Consider the following 15,192-nt stretch of genomic DNA (forward strand, 5'->3'; position numbering starts at 1 on the left):
GCCGGACGCCGGGGCGAGACCTTTTGGTTCCTTTTGGGGCGTTTGCCAAAAGGGACTCGCCGTAAGGGCGAAACCGCCAGCCGCCGTTACCGCAGAAATGGATATGTACCCCACCACCACCAGCACCACCACCCAGAAACTCAATGCGCCGTAACCCGCTGCCGCATCCCCGAACTACTAGGAGAAAGCGCCAACGCCAACTGCGTCCGATTATGCATATGCGTCAACCGCAACACCTGCGACACATACAACTTCACCGTGTTCTCGGTAATCCCCAACTCACAGGCAATCTGATAATTGGTCTGCCCCTTCCCCACCAACCGCGCCACATCCAACTGCCGTGGCGACAACTGATTGAAAATCGCCGGGATCTCCACCCGATCCAGCTCACTCACATCCACCTCGGAATCATCCGACGCCTGAGGACTGCGCCGCACCTTATCCAAATCCTGATACAAGTCATCGATCGACTCGGACAAATACTGCAGTTTCTGATTCAAATGCCCCAACTGCACACTCTTCTGCCGCTCCTGCAACGCCAACTCCTGACGCTGCACACCCTCAAGCAACTCATCCAGATCAATCGGCTTCTGGTAATAATCGGCAATCCCCGCGCGCAACGCCTTGATCACATCCTGCTTGTCCGCACGCCCGGTCAGCATGATCGCCTCGAAGGCCCGGTGCTTGCCGGACAGCCGCTGCAACGCCTGCACCAGCTCGATCCCGTCCATGTCCGGCATGAGCAAATCACACAGCACCAAACCGATCTGCAGATCCTCGCTGTAACGGGCAATCGCTTGTTGACTGGACTCGCAAGGCACACAGCGATAGCCGCTGGCCTCCAGAAACTCGCAGAGTTCTTCAACAATCAAAGGCTGGTCATCGACCACAAGGACTTTTACCGCCGACGTAAACTTGTTCACGCGCTACTCCATGCTCAGGCCAAAGCTGACCGTTCCTGTACTGACAGCCACAGGCTGTACAACTTGTGATTTGAAAGTAGACGCACTTTCAGACTCTGTACATAGAACGGCCAGGGCCAAGCGACTAATGGATCCAAAGCAGCGTCAGTAAAAACCCTGCGAGCACGAAGGGCACAAATGGCTGCTTTTTTGACGTTCCAGGCCCTAAATATCGAAGACGTTATCTAACCCGTTGACTCATATGAAGCCAGACTTTTGGCGCAATCAGCAGCCACGCCACGCTGGCCAGTGCGGCACCGATAAAGCTGCCAAGCAGATGTGTACCGTCCGTCGCGATGGCCAAAGCTGTCATTAATTTCACATCCCCGGCACCCAGGCGTCGCAGCGCATAGCCCGGCAATGTGAACGCCAGCGCCAGAAAAACCGCCCAACCGCCCTGCACCGCCTCGGCACCCAGCCAAGTGCTGCCGCTCCACAGAAGGTACAAAAGCGCCAACGCACCTGCGCCCAGGGCTCGCCTGCAAGGCCAAGCCGTGGGCGTCGGTAAAAACCGGCGGCTGCTGGGCTTCATGCTCGACATCAGCGACATCAAAAACCAGGAGCAGCACGCCGCGACCGCGCATGCCCGACTGGACAACCTGATCGCCAGCTCACCGGCCGTGATCTACGTGCAGCGCTACGTCGAAGGCGCACTGCAACCGACGTTTTTCAGCGACAGCTTGCTGCCGTTGCTCGGCCTGACACTCGCTGATTGCAGCGCGGGCACCTTGATCGACCGGGTGCATCCCGAAGACCGCGACGGTTACCTCGAGCGCACCCGCTTGCTGTTACGCGAAGGCTCGGTGCGCGCCCGGTATCGACTGCGCGACAGTCGTGGCGATTACCATTGGCTGCTCGACGAAGCCAAGTTGCTGCGCGACGACCTCGGCCTGCCGGTGGAAGCCGTCGGCCTGTGGCTGGACGTCACCGACGCGACCCTCGCCGCCGAGCACGTGAAACAGAGCGAAGAGCGCTATCGCATTCTGGTGGAAGACTCCCCGGCGATGATCTGTCGCTATCGCCCGGACCTGACGCTGACGTTCGGCAACCGGCCATTGGCGGTGTACCTGGAATGTCAGCCCGAGCAATTGCCCGGCATTAACCTGGGCAGTTGGATGTCGGACGATCAGCGCCAGGCGTTTTTGCTGCGGCTCAGCCAGTTGAGCCCGCAAGCGCCGGTCAGCAGCGCAGAGATCAACCTGCAATTGCCGGGGCGCGAACATGCGTGGTGGGTCTGGTCGGATCGCGGCGTGTTCGACGAGCAAGCCCGCTCCCACAGGGGCCGCGCCTGTAGGCATTGGACTGGCGCTGCTCCTGCAGGGATTGTGCGGTGTTTATCGAGGCGGGTAGTTGGCGAGGATCCGGGCGACGGTTTCACGCACCTTTTTGCTGCGTTCTTCCGGGTCCGGCGAGCTGCTGAGCAACTGCTCATCGCTGCCGCGCCACACCAGTTTGCCGTCCTTGCCGTCGAGCAAGTCAATCTGGATGGTCGCCACTTTGTAGCTGACGTTGCGCGTTTCGTTGTACATCGGCCCGCCCCAGTAACCGTTCCAGGGGTTGCCCCAACCGCCGCCATAGTTGGTCGTCACTTGCTGCTGGCGCTCCTCGACGATCAGGTATGCCTGCACGTTCACATCAGCCTTCGCGCCCGCAGCCGCAGGTCGCAGGCCACGCTGATCGAGCTGGTCGGCCACCGACTGGCGAATGCGCTGTTCGGTCAGGTCGCTTTTGATCCGAGGGTCATCGGGACGGTATTGCAGGGCGGGTTCTTTCCAGCTCCAGCTGCGATAGGCGGCAAAGTCGCGGCTGGCATCAAAGTCATAGTTGACCTGGTTGGCGGCGCAGGCACTGAGCAGCGCGGCCACTGCCAGTAAAGCGAGACGACGGAACATGATGGTTCTCCGGTGAAAGGCATCAACCTGTGGAATGCTTCTTATCTACAAGACAGCTAACTGGGAGGATACGCCGACATCGCCTTTTCCACAGCCTCCCGAATGGCATCGGCCTGCTCGATTTGATTACCGCGATTGCTGGTCTCGGCGCTGGAACTCCAGACCGGTTGACCGCTTTGCGCGTCGAACATGTCCACCCGCACCACCACGACCTGTTCCTGATACGTGCGCACGATCGGCACCGAGTTGTACACGCCGTACCCGTTGCCGTAGCGGTTGTAACCGCCATAACCAGCGCCGTAATAACCGTAGTCGTCCTGAACCTGACGCAAGCGGGTTTCCAGGCGTAAATCGGCGCTGACGAACAGGTCGGCCGGCCGATTATCGTGCAACGGGCGCAAGCCGCGCTGATCAAGGGCATTGCTCACCGCTTCGGCGACTTGCGCCGAATCCGCCCACGCACTGCCCGGCGGCAAGCGCCCATTGAGCCACGCCCAGCTGCGATAACGCGCGTAGTCACGCGGCGGCGCCGGGTAGGCGCTGCGATCAAAGGTGTTCGCCGCGCCGGGCGGTGCCGGTGGCAATGGGTTGGAGGTTGCCACATACGGGTTGCTGCCCTGACAAGCCGCCAACCCCAGACACATCAGCAATAACCCCGAACGACTGTTCATTTCGCGCTCCGATCAGACCGGCCGACAGATCCAGTGCAAGTAACGCCCAAGCCCGGCGAAGCTTGGGTGACGACGGTGGGCCAGTTCCATTTCGAGCAAGTCCACCAGCTCGGCGCGGGCCTGGAATTCCACGGACATGTAGTCGTGAAAAACCCGCACCCCACTTTGGCTTTCGACCTGCCACAGGCCTTCAAGTTGCGCGGCCAGCTCCCGTGGGTCCAGCGGCCGTTGCGGGGTCAGGCTCTGCTTCTCGCCGGCCATGTCGTTCTTGCGCATCTTGCGAAAGTGGCCCTTGAGCAGGTTGCGATAAATCAGCGCATCGCGGTTGTAGAAGGCCAGGGACAGCCAGCCATCCTGCTTGGTCAGTTGATGCAGCACCGGCAGGATCGCGTGGGGTTCGGCCAGCCATTCCAGCACGGCGTGACACAGCACCAGGTCGTAGGGTTCGGTGAGTTGACCGAGCAATTCTTGCCACGGCGCCTGAATGAACGTCGCGGCCTGCCCGGCTTCGGCGAAACGCTGGCGCGCGCCTTCGAGCATCGGTTCGGCGGGCTCGGCCAGGGTGACGTCATGGCCACGCTGGGCCAGCCACAGCGACATGTGACCCAGACCGGCGCCGATGTCGAGTACGCGCAATGGCCGCTCCGGCAGGCTTTCGGCCAGGTCGGCCTGAAGCACCGCAAGGCGAATCGCGCCTTTGGCCCCGCCGTAGATTTTCTCGGCGAAACGGGTTGCCAACTGATCGAAATGACGGTCGCTCATCAGCTGAACCTCCGTTCGCTGTCGGCGAGTTTGCTGCGCACCACTTCGTTCATGTCCAACCCCAACTCGCTGCACAGCAGCAATAGATAGAGCACGATGTCGCCGACTTCCTGCCCGGCGTGGGCCAGTTTATCGGCCGGCAACTGGCGCGACTGGTCTTCGGTCAGCCACTGGAAGATTTCCACCAGCTCGGACATTTCCACGCTTGCGGCCATCGCCAGGTTTTTCGGGCTGTGGAATGGCCGCCAGTCATTGCGATCACGGATGGCGTGCAGGCGTTCGGTCAGTTCAACAAGGTTCATCGGGCTCTCCTGAAGGCGTATAGCTTCGGGGGGATGAGCAGGGATGGCAAGTGGGCAGATCGATGTGGGAGCGGGCCTGCTCCCACAGGTCCAGCGCAACACTCTATGCTTGTGGGGAACTCGCCACCGCGATCAATGGCCCAAGGCTCAACCACTTCATCAGGACGTTAACCCCATGCAGGTAGAAAGTTTTTTCGAATGGCTCGGCCAGGCGCTCGGTTCCGTCATCCGTTTTATCGTTGACGGCCTCAGCGGCCTGTTCAATCTGTTGAGTCACGCCGGTGGCAATTTTGTCGAAGGGCTGTCCAGGGCGCTGGGGATGGACACGTCGATCATCAGCATCATCGCGCTGATTCTGGGCTTGATGCTGCTGTGGTCGGCGATTCGCGCGTTCATGAATGCGTCGATCATCATGGGCATCATCTGGCTGGTGCTGGGGCTGTGGTTGTTGAGCTGGATCATCCACTAGCACCGCCAAGCCCCGTGGGAGCGGGCTTGCTCCCACAATGGATCGCCGCAGTTTGCAAATGTGTCGTTACAATGCCGCTCCTCAAGGAGCCCGCATGTCCAACCTGATCGCCGACTGGCGCGACCGCCCTACCCATCGCCGGGTCTGGGCGCTGGCTGCGCCGATGATTCTCTCGAACATTTCCGTGCCGCTGGTGGCGCTGGTCGACAGCACCGTCATCGGCCACTTGCCCCACGCCCATCAATTGGGCGCGGTGGCGGTCGGGGCCAGCCTGTATACCTTTCTGGCCTGGGGCATGGGGTTTCTACGCATGGGTACCACCGGTTTTGCCGCACAGGCTGCCGGTCGCGGGGATGGCGCGGCGTTGCGGCAGATTTTGTTGCAGGGCCTGTTGCTGGCCATGGGACTGGCGATTGTGCTCGGCGCCTTGGGTGTGCCGCTGAGTGGCGTGGCGCTGCACTTCATGCAACCGTCGGCGGAGCTGAATCAACTCACCCGCGAATTTTTCCACACGCGCCTGTTCGGCTTGCCGGCGGCGCTGGCCAGTTACGCGCTGGTCGGCTGGTTCCTCGGCACCCAGAACGCCCGGGCACCGCTGGCGATTTTGCTGAGCACCAACCTGGTGAACATTGCACTGAACCTGTGGTTCGTTCTCGGGCTGGAATGGGGCGTGGTCGGTGCGGCTCGAGCCTCGGTGATCGCCGAATGGACCGGCGCGCTGATCGGCCTGCTCCTGACCCGCAAAGCCCTGCGCGCCTACCCCGGCCATATCGCCTGGGCCGCGTTGGCACTGTGGCGCAGCTGGCGGCCGCTGCTGGCAGTCAACCGCGACATTTTCATTCGCAGCCTGGCGCTGCAATCGGTGTTTTTCCTGATCACCGTGCAAGGCGCGCGGTTGGGCGATGCCACCGTCGCCGCCAACGCGCTGCTGCTCAACGGCCTGCTGCTGACGGCGCACGCGCTGGACGGTTTGGCCCACGCCGTGGAAGCGCTGTGCGGGCATGCCATTGGCGCGCGGGACCGGGACGCGTTGCGCCGCTCACTGGTGGTCGCTTGCGGCTGGTCGTTGCTGGCGAGCCTGGGCTTTGCCGTGTTGTTCGGCTTCGCCGGGCACCTGTTCATCGAGATGCAGACCGACATCCAGAGCGTGCGCGACACCGCGTTCATCTACCTGCCCTACCTCGCCGCGTTGCCCCTGATTGCGGTCTGGAGCTACCTGCTCGACGGCTTGTTCATCGGCGCCACCCGTGCCCGTGAAATGCGCAACGGCATGCTGCTGACCGTGGTTTTGCTGCTGCCGTTCGCCTGGGCGCTGCAAGGCCTGGGCAATCACGGCCTGTGGATAACGTTCCTGTTGTTCATGTTGCTGCGCAGCCTGACCCTCGGCGCCATTGCCTGGCGCTTGCGCATGAATGACGGCTGGTTCGCCGGCAAGGCTCATTGAGTCGGCGGGTCCTTGACGAACGCCGCGACCTCATCCAGCACCGGCGCCAAACCGCGCATCGGCCGGGACAACGTCGCCACCAGCGTTGCGTGGCCCGTGCGGGAAAAATAGAAATCGCGAACCGGCACCCCGGCCTCGCGCAATTTTTTCGCCAGGCCTGCGGTGTTGCGGGTCGGGTTGACCAGGTTGTCGTCGCGCGAAGCTATCAGCAACGCTGGCGGTGCACCGTGACTGACATGGTTGATGGGTTGCGACTGCGGCGGCGAATTCGGCCAGAAGAACACCGGGCGCACGTCCGGATTTTCAATCGGTAGAAAATCATACGGCCCCGCCAGCCCGATCCAGCCGCTGAGGTCATGCGGCGACAAACCGACCGCGCCAAGCAAGCCAGGGTCCAGCGCCAGCATCGCCGCGTTGTAGGCGCCGGAGCTGTGCCCCATCAAATACAGCCGCTGCGGGTTGCCGGAAAATTGCCGGATGTGTTCGTGGGTCCAGGCCACCGCTTTGGCATTGTCCTCAAGGAACAGCGGATAACGCACCTGCGGATACAACCGATAATCCGCCAGCACCGCGACAATGCCCCGGGACGCCAGTGCCTCGCCGACGAAACCGTAGTCACTGCGCGAACCGCTGTTCCAGCTGCCGCCATAGAAAAACACCACCACCGGCGCATTCGCCGCCGGATGACGCGGCACGTAGACATCGAGCTTCTGCCGCGGATCATCGCCATAGGCAATGCCCTCTGTCTTGTCGAACGTGCCATCCGGGGTCAGTGCGTTGAGCATCTTGAGCGGCGAGCACGCCATCATCAACGCCAGCACCAAACCACCCAAGGTCACGCCGAACAGTCGCCGCAGGTTGCTCGCCATGGATATCGCCTCGCAGTCAGGGTGAGGGGGGCTGCCACAGGTTGCGCAGGCTATCGAGACGCTCTTGCTGGGTGAGGCCGGGCAGTGGCAATTGCGGCAACGCGCCAGGGTGCTGCAAGCGCAGCCACAACCAGTCATCGTGGGCCGCGCGCTCGGTGAAGCCCAGCGCCAGCCCTTCCTGGACATGGGACCACAGGCGACTGTAATCGGTCCCGACAGATTGGCTCCAGCACCAGGCGTGTTGTTCCAGCAGGCAGGTTTGCAAGCTGTCGTGCTGGCGCGGCGTGAGGTTTTCCTCGACGGCCAACGGCTGGACAGCCAGCCCCGGATTGAACAGCTGTTGCCAGCCCTGACTGCCAATGGCGCGGTCGGCCCAGGTGCCGCCGAACCAGCGCAACTGGCTGATCGGACCGAGCCAGCGACTCAGTTCCTCGGCGTCGCAGGCATCGAAAAAATAACTCGCCGTGTGCGGGTTGCAGTAACTCAATAACGCGCGGTGATGCAAGCCCAGGGTTACCGTGAGCATGCGCCGCAAATGCGCGAGCAACCGCGTGACGTCGGCGTCGCTGATCAACAACAACCCGGGCCAGGCCCGCGGTTCACGCACGCAGCATTGGGCGAGCGCGGGGCAGGCCTTGAGGTCGACCAACACCGGCCCTTGTTCGCGTAACGGATGATACTCGGTGTCTTCGAACAGCTGGAATTGACGGGCATCGGCGAACTGTCGCCGCAGTGTCGCACCGGCCTGAGGCGCCCCCGGCCGATCAAGCAACAGCCATTGCGCAGAGCAGTCAGGCGCCTGAACAACGATCATGCCGGACCGCTCCCGCCCAATTGCGTCGCCGCCCGGCACGTGCAAAGTGCCTGCGGGCAATGGTTGAAACTGCCGCCGCCGGGCAACAGGCATAACACCACCAACGGTTCGCTGGCGTGCAGCAGCCCCAGCAACGCGTCGAACGAGGGACCTTCGTCGATAGCCACGACGGGCGGACTGTTCGAGGCCTCGATCGGCACGGGACCGCAAAGCAGCCCGGTGATCAACGGTTGATCCGGATCGCCTTCGATAAAGCTCACCAATACCTGCGCGCCTTCGTCCAACGGCATGACGTGCGCACTTGCCAGCTCCGGCGCCATCGGCAACCAACAATGGCTGGGCGCCCCACCTTCGCCCTGATACAACCATTCGAACTGCACGGCGACCGGCCTGGACGAATGCGGTTGCGGCTCATCGACATCGACCACCCAAGCCCTTTGCAGGCTGTGCATTCGCGGCTTGACGAGGCGGTGCGTCGGCACCGGTGGCCGCTCACCGGCAACGGCGCGAATCCGGTTGCGGTAGCCGAATGCCGACGCGTCATGCTCAACGTGGGTCAGCAGCCAGAAGCGATTCCACTCGGCGCACGGATGGCCGGACAGCGGCTTCAGTTGACCGCTGCGCAAGGTAGGCAAATCGGTCCGTCCTTCGGCTAACAGATCGCCCCCGTGCACCTTGAACTGATGCACACCCGGTCGTTCGCTCGTCCCCGTGAAAACGAGCGTTTCACCGCGCCCCAACGGTCCGGGCGCATCACCGACGACCAGGCAGTGGCCACCCGCATGGTGTTCGAAACGGTAATGAAGGCCTTCCTGGGCACACAGCCGCTGGAAAAATTGCAGGTCCGTTTCCCGATATTGCGTGCAGAAGTCTTGAGGCGCGTAGTCGCCCGCCAAGTCGAATCGACAACCCTTGCCGGCGATGCCATGCGCCTTGAGCACCTGGCCGAGGATCTGCGGAACCGATTGGTTGCTGAACATTCGTTGGCTGACACGCAAGCCCAGGCAGGCGAGTGTCGGCCCCAGGCGTGCGCGACACAATCGCGACCCGGTGCCCTGGCCAGGCTGGGCGAGTTCAAGCAATTGGCCGTGGATGCCGTTGCCCTGCGTCCCGAAGTGCAAATAGGCCGGGCGGTACAACAAGCTGGCGAGGTCAAGTGTCGGGTCGTCGATCAGCAGATCCACGTCGAACGCAAAAGGTTCGCTGATCGCTTCACTACCGGTAAAGGCCAAGACCTCAAAGGGGTCGAAAAGACCGTCTACATCCAGACGAAATGACGGTTCGTTGACTGGATCGAACATCGGCGATTCTCTACAGGAGGGGCGGCCGGGGATTCTCTCCGAGAGAGTTGGCCGAGTAGAGTGCCGAAGTACAACTTAGGAAATGACCTACGCGAAAAGAAGACCACATCGCATGGATAAGCGGGGATGTGAGGCATTTCGCTGGAAAATAGAGAAACGTCCCACCAGGCCATCCGAAATTTCCGAAGTGTGCGGAAAATTTTCAGACGACCTGCCGGGAGCAGTGCCTTACCTCAAGAAGACAGGTAAGACGAACGGGTCAGGCCCAGGCGCAAAGCGTCGAGGAACTGGGTGCGTTCGGCAGGGGTGATGCGGGCACTGGCGCACTTGTCGCGGTAGTGGGTCATCAACTCCTCTGGCGACAAGTGCACGTAACGCAGCATGTCTTCGATGGTGTCGTGGGTTTCGATGCCGGCGTGGTACACGCTGCCGTCGGCGTTCTGGTAGATGTTCACCGAGTCGGTGTCACCGAACAGGTTATGCATGTCGCCAAGAATTTCCTGGTAGGCGCCGACCAGGAAGATCCCCAGCAGGTAGTCCTCACCTTCGTTCAGGGCGTGCACCGGCAGGCTGGTTTCGATGCTCTGCTCGTCGACGTATTGCTTGATCTTGCCGTCGGAGTCGCAGGTCAGATCCTGGAGCACGGCACGGCGCAGCGGCTCTTCATCAAGACGATGCAGTGGCAGGATAGGCAGGACCTGGCCGATGGCCCAGGTGTCCGGCAGGCTCTGGAACACCGAGAAGTTGCAGATGTACTTGTCGGCGAGCTTGTCGTTGAGTTCGTCGAGCACCTGACGGTGCGAACGCTGACGGGCCTTCAACGAGTTGTGCAGGCGGCGGCACACGGCGAAGTAGCATTGCTCGGCCAGGGCTTTTTGCGCCAGGGTCAGCTTGCCGTCGGCATACTGGGTGGCCACGTCGCTCATGTAGTGCGTGGCGCGCCAGTAGGTTTCGGTGACCATCTCGATGTCGGTCGGACCCAGCAGGTCCACCAGCCATTGCACGGTTTCCGGCAGTTCTTCCTTGTTATCGATCTGCGGCACGTCGTCGTTGTGTTTCTCGACGTCGGTGACCTGCACCACCAGCATGGCGTGGTGTGCCGTCAGGGAACGGCCGCTTTCGGAGAAGATGTTCGGGTGCGGCAGGTTCTGCGCGTCGCAGAATTCCTTGAGCATGCCGACCACGACCCCGGCGTAATCGTCCATGTCGTAGTTGATCGAGCTGGCGTTGCGCGAGTGCGTGCCGTCGTAGTCCACGCCCAGACCGCCGCCGACATCGATGTGGTCCACCGGCAAGCCGAGGTTGCGCAGTTCGCCGTAGTAACGAATCGCTTCCTTGAAGCCGTGCTGGTAGTCCGCCAGGTTGGCGATCTGCGAGCCCATGTGGAAGTGCAGCAGGCGAATGCCCTGATCCAGGCCGGCGGCGCGGAAACGCTCGACCACCGACAGCAATTGCGCCGCCGACAGGCCGAACTTGGACTTTTCGCCGCCGGTGTCCGCCCACTTGGACGACGCCAGGGACGACAGGCGCACGCGCAGGCCGACCTGAGGCTTGACCTTCAGCGCGGCGGCTTCTTCGATCACCAGGCCGACTTCGGATTCTTTCTCGATCACGATGAACACGTTGTGACCCAGTTTCTGGCCCATCAACGCCAAGCGGATGAACTCACGGTCCTTGTAACCGTTGCAGACGATGGTGCCGCCCTTGGGCGCCAGCGCCAGCACGGCCAGCAACTCAGGCTTGGACCCGGCTTCCAGGCCGATGGACACGTCCTGGGTGGCGATGATGTTCTCGATCACCGCTTCTTGCTGGTTCACCTTGATCGGGTACAGCGCGGTGTATTTGCTCTGGTATTCCAGACGCTCGATGTTGGCGTCGAACGCGCCGGTCAACTGACGCACGCGGTCTTGCAGAATGTCCGGGAAGCGCACCAGCAATGGCAAGGACAGGCCGCTTTTGCGCAGCTGGTCGACTTGCTCGAAGAGGTCGATGGGCGAACTGGTCGGACCGTTAGGGCGAACTTCGACGCGACCGGCGTCATTGATCGCGAAATACCCGGCCCCCCAATGGCGAATCCCGTAAACACTGCGGCTGTCCGCAACTGTCCATTGGCTGCCATCGTCTTTGCGTGTGCGTCGTACGGACATTGAAGTCCCCTATAAAGAAGTCATGGTGCGTCGCCTGGGTTCAGGCCGGCGCAGTCTAAAGAATGAAAATGACGATTAGCCTGCCTGCAAGGGGCATAGACCTCACATTCTGGCTTGAGTTTAGAACCGGTCAGAACAGGCTCTGTGAAAACCATGTAGACGACGCCGGACCTGAATGCTCAGGGCCGGATCAAGCCGAGGGTGGTTTTCACAGAGGCTGCTAGCCGCCGGACTTCTTCGCTTTGAAACCGAGTTTGATCAGCTCGCCCAAGAGTAGCTCGACATGATCGCCCTGGATTTCGATGATCCCGTCTTTCAACGCCCCGCCGGTGCCACAACGCTTCTTCAACGTCGTGGCGAGGTCCTTGAGCGCGTCTTCAGCCAGTGGCACGCCGGTGATGGTGGTCACCGTCTTGCCGCCACGGCCCTTGCTTTCGCGACGCACGCGAGCAATGCCGTCGCCAGTCGGGATCACGGTTTGTTTGCAGATACAGGCGTCCACCGGCTTACTGCATTCCGGGCAATGACGACCTGCGTCGGTGGAAAATACCAGGCCGCCAAGGGCGGCGAAGGATGCGGCTTTTTTGGCCACCGGCAATCCTCTTGGGAGGACAAAGACTGGTCGCGGCAACTTGGGAAGCAGCCATCGACCGCGAAGCCCCACTCAGGCAGGGGCAGCGCTACTGAAACGGCAAAGACCTGTAGGAGCAATGCCGGCTCAGTTTGAAAAGGTCGCGCAGTGTAACGGCAAAAAGCCGACTTGCTAAGAGCCAATCGGCGCCAATTTATACCTTCTTTGCGACGTCGGTTGGCTGCGCCTTCAGATAACGCTTCAACGCAGCCAAAGAGTCCGGGCAGTAAGGTTTTTGCTGGATTTCCCGCATCACCTGATCGATGGGGATAAACCGCGCTTCCAGCACCTCTTCCGGCTGCAAGATCAACGGCCCGTCCCACACGGCGGAAAACGCCGAGCACCACAGGCGATTGCCGGTGTCTTCAAAGAAGAAATGATCGTGAGCGGTCAGCTCCACGCCGCTGACGCCCAGTTCCTCTTCGAGCTCGCGGGCGGCCGATTCGGCGTATGTCTCGGTGGCGAGCACCATGCCGCCCGCCGCCACGTCCCAGTAACCGGGGTAAATCGCTTTGCTCAGGGTGCGCCGGTGGACGCAGAGTTCGCCGGCGCTATTGAACAGCATGATGTAGGTGCCACGCCCGATCAGCCCACGCTCGCGCAGGTCGGAACGGACCAGGGCGCCGAGCAGGTTGTCCTGCTCGTCGACCCAGGCGATGTGCTCGGCATCCGAGGCCGCACGGTGGGCGACCTCATTCGCGCTATCGACCATGACTCAGCCCTGATTGAGCAGTTGACGCAGATCGATCACTGCGGCATTGGCCCGGGAAATGTAGTTGGCCATGACCAGCGAGTGGTTGGCCAGCACGCCGAAGCCGCTGCCGTTCAGGATCATCGGGCTCCAGACCGGTTCCTGCGAGGCTTCCAGTTCACGAATGATCTGGCGCACGCTGACCGTGGCGTTCTTCTTCGCCAGCACATCGGCGAAGTCGACTTCGATGGCGCGCAGCAGGTGGGACAGCGCCCAGGCCTGACCGCGTGCTTCGTAGAACACGTTGTCGATCTGCATCCACGGGGTTTCGACGATTTCCTCGTCAACCTGTGGCACCTGACCAGGCGCCACGACTTCGGTTTTCAGCGCCGTGTTCAGTTTGACCCGGCCAACGCTGGCCGACAGACGTTGCGACAGCGAGCCCAAACGGGTGCCGACATCGCCCAGCCAGTTGTTCAGGTTGTCGGCGCGGGCATAGAACAGCGCATTTTTCTGCGACGGGTCGGACAGGCGCGCCTGATAGCGGCTCAGGGAATTGATGCCTTCCTGATACTCGGACTCACTGGACGGCAGCACCCAGCTCTTGTTGTCGAAGTTGAAACGCGGCTCGGCCTTGGCCAGATCGGAGTCTTCGGCAGATTGCGACTGCGAGCGGGCGAAGTCCTTGCGCAATGCGCGCGTCAGGTCGCGGACCTGGACCAGCACGCCATATTCCCAGCTCGGCGTGTTATCCATCCACAGGCCCGGCGGGAAACGGTCGTTGGAAATATAGCCGCCCGGCTTGTTCAGCAACGTACCGGCAACGGTCTTGAGGGTTTCCACCGTGGTGTAGCCGATGACCATCTGCTTGCCTTCTTTCTCGGCCGCCATCTGCGCATTTTGCTGAACCGGAAACAGCGCAGGTTCTTCGCTCCAGTACCAGCCCAGGCCAATGGTCACCAACAGGTACAGACCGACCAACGTGGCCAGCGCCCGGCTGAACAACACGCCGCCGATGTAGCTACGGGTGGCCGATTTCGGTTCAGCGGCACGTTCAGGCGCGCGGTCCGCGCGGTTCTTCCAGTCCAGCATGGCGATATCCTTTCAATCACTTGAGTTCATTCGGTTCGACCACAACCATACAACAACGTGCCTTTGGCCGGCACCCGGCGTTAGGCTTATCCCGAAAATCACGGCTGAACCGGGGGCAGTTGCTGCCGCTGAACTCACGTCCGAAGGCCGGCGCTAAGGGCCGATGACCTGCATTGAAATCTGCCGCACTGCGGCCGGGGTAAAAAGATGGGCAATGCCTTCGCCGTCGGTGGTGCGCTGGATGGCCTCCCCGTCGATGGTCGCGATGTATGGCTGCAACTGCAGCGGCTGCGCCGTGACACTGTCGACGAGGCGAAAAAGCCGTGGCGAACGCGATGGCTGGGGCGGCGGATTGTTCATCAGATTCATGACTTCTTGATCAAAGGTCCGCGACGGCATCACCCAGTCAGCGAAGTCGGCTTCGGGCTTGATCAGCCACCACTGCCCCTGCTCAATCGAGCCAAGCACCTCGTTGTCGAGATTGATCAGCAGACCGCCGCGCAATTCGTCCAGCCCTTCGAGGGGCTGCCGGTCTTCCAGCGCCTGGCGCACGTGCTCCAGCGCTTCCTCGCTTGAATACGCATGACGGCGCTCCCACCCGGACAAATGAATCGCGTTGACCAGCCTCACGTCAGCGCCTCGGCACTCCATTCGTCGGAGCCCATGGTCCGGCTGATTTCATGGCGCCAGGAAATGCGCCGGTAGCTGAAGTAAACCTTCTCCAACTGGGTGATGTGCGCAGAAGCGCTGTCCTGGCAATGGGGCATGAGCACCTCGGCGCCAATGATCACCGCGTCTTCAAGTTCCATGGTGTAGAAATGCTCCTGCGTGCCGTGAGCCGAAGTGCGATACCAGTCAACGCGGCACTGGCTGAGCAATTCCCCGGAACACAGCGCGATATTGATCAGCGGCGACGCCTTGTCGATCGCCTTGGAGATGACCATAGGCTTATGCATGCGACGGCCCGCGCCCGACTCCTTGGGCACAAAAATGCCGTGGCTCAGCGCCTGAATCATGATCTGGTCCTCACGGCCCAATTGATAGACGTTACCCACCGACGCCTCAGTGAAAGCGCCGGCGCTGATCAAGCCTTGTCGTTCACCGCGCAGGGTCATGAAGGCGGGGGTTGGCATGGTGGGGCTCCT

The 15,192-nt window shown here is 61.6% G+C and carries 16 protein-coding genes and 2 pseudogenes; 3 read left to right on the forward strand and 15 right to left on the reverse strand.

Going from position 1 to position 15,192, the window contains the following annotated elements:
• Positions 1–140: 140 nt before the first annotated feature.
• On the reverse strand, positions 141–923 hold the full coding sequence (locus tag ACQKP4_RS20965) for a response regulator transcription factor (RefSeq protein ID WP_427635530.1): 783 nt from the start codon (positions 921–923) through the stop codon (positions 141–143).
• 124 nt (positions 924–1,047) lie between these two features.
• Positions 1,048–1,434, reverse strand: a pseudogene (locus ACQKP4_RS20970) (prepilin peptidase); the annotation flags it as partial.
• Positions 1,435–1,438: 4 nt separating this feature from the next.
• On the opposite strand from ACQKP4_RS20970, the pseudogene ACQKP4_RS20975 reads away from it, so the two are divergent.
• Positions 1,439–2,233: pseudogene (locus tag ACQKP4_RS20975) on the forward strand (PAS domain-containing protein); the annotation flags it as partial.
• 63 nt (positions 2,234–2,296) lie between these two features.
• Here ACQKP4_RS20975 and ACQKP4_RS20980 read toward each other — a convergent pair.
• The 4 genes from ACQKP4_RS20980 to ACQKP4_RS20995 are packed head-to-tail and all read right to left on the reverse strand — an operon-like array spanning position 2,297 to position 4,589.
• Positions 2,297–2,854, reverse strand: coding sequence for a DUF4136 domain-containing protein (locus tag ACQKP4_RS20980; protein ID WP_427635531.1), 558 nt, complete (start codon positions 2,852–2,854; stop codon positions 2,297–2,299).
• 56 nt (positions 2,855–2,910) lie between these two features.
• Positions 2,911–3,525, reverse strand: a complete 615-nt coding sequence (locus ACQKP4_RS20985; RefSeq protein WP_427635532.1) for a DUF4136 domain-containing protein — start codon at positions 3,523–3,525, stop codon at positions 2,911–2,913.
• Positions 3,526–3,537: 12 nt separating this feature from the next.
• Complete coding sequence (locus ACQKP4_RS20990) at positions 3,538–4,287, reverse strand: methyltransferase domain-containing protein (protein WP_427635533.1); 750 nt, start codon at positions 4,285–4,287, stop codon at positions 3,538–3,540.
• Complete coding sequence (locus ACQKP4_RS20995; protein WP_130206432.1) at positions 4,287–4,589, reverse strand: MazG-like family protein; 303 nt, start codon at positions 4,587–4,589, stop codon at positions 4,287–4,289. Before ACQKP4_RS20995 ends, ACQKP4_RS20990 begins: the two co-directional genes overlap by 1 nt.
• A 175-nt stretch (positions 4,590–4,764) precedes the next feature.
• Between ACQKP4_RS20995 and ACQKP4_RS21000 the strand changes: the two genes are divergently transcribed.
• Positions 4,765–5,058 carry a hypothetical protein gene (locus ACQKP4_RS21000; protein ID WP_427635534.1) on the forward strand — a complete coding sequence of 98 codons (294 nt, stop codon included), beginning with the start codon at positions 4,765–4,767 and terminating at the stop codon, positions 5,056–5,058.
• A gap of 94 nt (positions 5,059–5,152) precedes the next feature.
• Entirely contained in the window at positions 5,153–6,502 is a 1,350-nt protein-coding gene (locus tag ACQKP4_RS21005; RefSeq protein WP_427635535.1) for an MATE family efflux transporter, read from the forward strand.
• Here ACQKP4_RS21005 and ACQKP4_RS21010 read toward each other — a convergent pair.
• The 9 genes from ACQKP4_RS21010 to ACQKP4_RS21050 all read right to left on the reverse strand — a co-directional run bounded on the left by ACQKP4_RS21010 (position 6,496) and on the right by ACQKP4_RS21050 (position 15,180).
• A complete protein-coding gene (locus tag ACQKP4_RS21010; protein ID WP_427635536.1) occupies positions 6,496–7,371 on the reverse strand; it encodes an alpha/beta hydrolase in 876 nt (291 codons plus the stop codon). The genes ACQKP4_RS21005 and ACQKP4_RS21010 overlap by 7 nt on opposite strands.
• A 16-nt stretch (positions 7,372–7,387) precedes the next feature.
• Positions 7,388–8,185 (reverse strand): DUF4123 domain-containing protein, encoded by a 798-nt coding sequence (locus ACQKP4_RS21015; protein WP_427635537.1) that lies wholly within the window; start codon positions 8,183–8,185, stop codon positions 7,388–7,390.
• Positions 8,182–9,486 (reverse strand): type VI secretion system Vgr family protein, encoded by a 1,305-nt coding sequence (locus ACQKP4_RS21020; protein ID WP_427635538.1) that lies wholly within the window; start codon positions 9,484–9,486, stop codon positions 8,182–8,184. Before ACQKP4_RS21020 ends, ACQKP4_RS21015 begins: the two co-directional genes overlap by 4 nt.
• A 233-nt stretch (positions 9,487–9,719) precedes the next feature.
• Complete coding sequence (speA, locus tag ACQKP4_RS21025) at positions 9,720–11,633, reverse strand: arginine decarboxylase (RefSeq protein WP_427635539.1); 1,914 nt, start codon at positions 11,631–11,633, stop codon at positions 9,720–9,722.
• Positions 11,634–11,853: 220 nt separating this feature from the next.
• Positions 11,854–12,225 carry a translation initiation factor Sui1 gene (locus ACQKP4_RS21030; protein WP_427635540.1) on the reverse strand — a complete coding sequence of 124 codons (372 nt, stop codon included), beginning with the start codon at positions 12,223–12,225 and terminating at the stop codon, positions 11,854–11,856.
• Positions 12,226–12,418: 193 nt separating this feature from the next.
• Positions 12,419–12,976, reverse strand: coding sequence for an NUDIX hydrolase (locus ACQKP4_RS21035; protein WP_427635541.1), 558 nt, complete (start codon positions 12,974–12,976; stop codon positions 12,419–12,421).
• Between the two features lie 3 nt (positions 12,977–12,979).
• Positions 12,980–14,047, reverse strand: coding sequence for a DUF2333 family protein (locus tag ACQKP4_RS21040; RefSeq protein ID WP_427635542.1), 1,068 nt, complete (start codon positions 14,045–14,047; stop codon positions 12,980–12,982).
• A gap of 153 nt (positions 14,048–14,200) precedes the next feature.
• Positions 14,201–14,677 (reverse strand): hypothetical protein, encoded by a 477-nt coding sequence (locus ACQKP4_RS21045; protein WP_427635543.1) that lies wholly within the window; start codon positions 14,675–14,677, stop codon positions 14,201–14,203.
• Complete coding sequence (locus ACQKP4_RS21050) at positions 14,674–15,180, reverse strand: Hcp family type VI secretion system effector (protein ID WP_427635544.1); 507 nt, start codon at positions 15,178–15,180, stop codon at positions 14,674–14,676. The genes ACQKP4_RS21045 and ACQKP4_RS21050 overlap by 4 nt, the downstream gene beginning before the upstream one ends.
• Between the last annotated feature and the right edge of the window lie 12 nt (positions 15,181–15,192).

Origin of the sequence: Pseudomonas sp. NPDC086278 (assembly GCF_050280905.1) — a bacterium.
In the GTDB taxonomy this organism is placed as follows: domain Bacteria; phylum Pseudomonadota; class Gammaproteobacteria; order Pseudomonadales; family Pseudomonadaceae; genus Aquipseudomonas.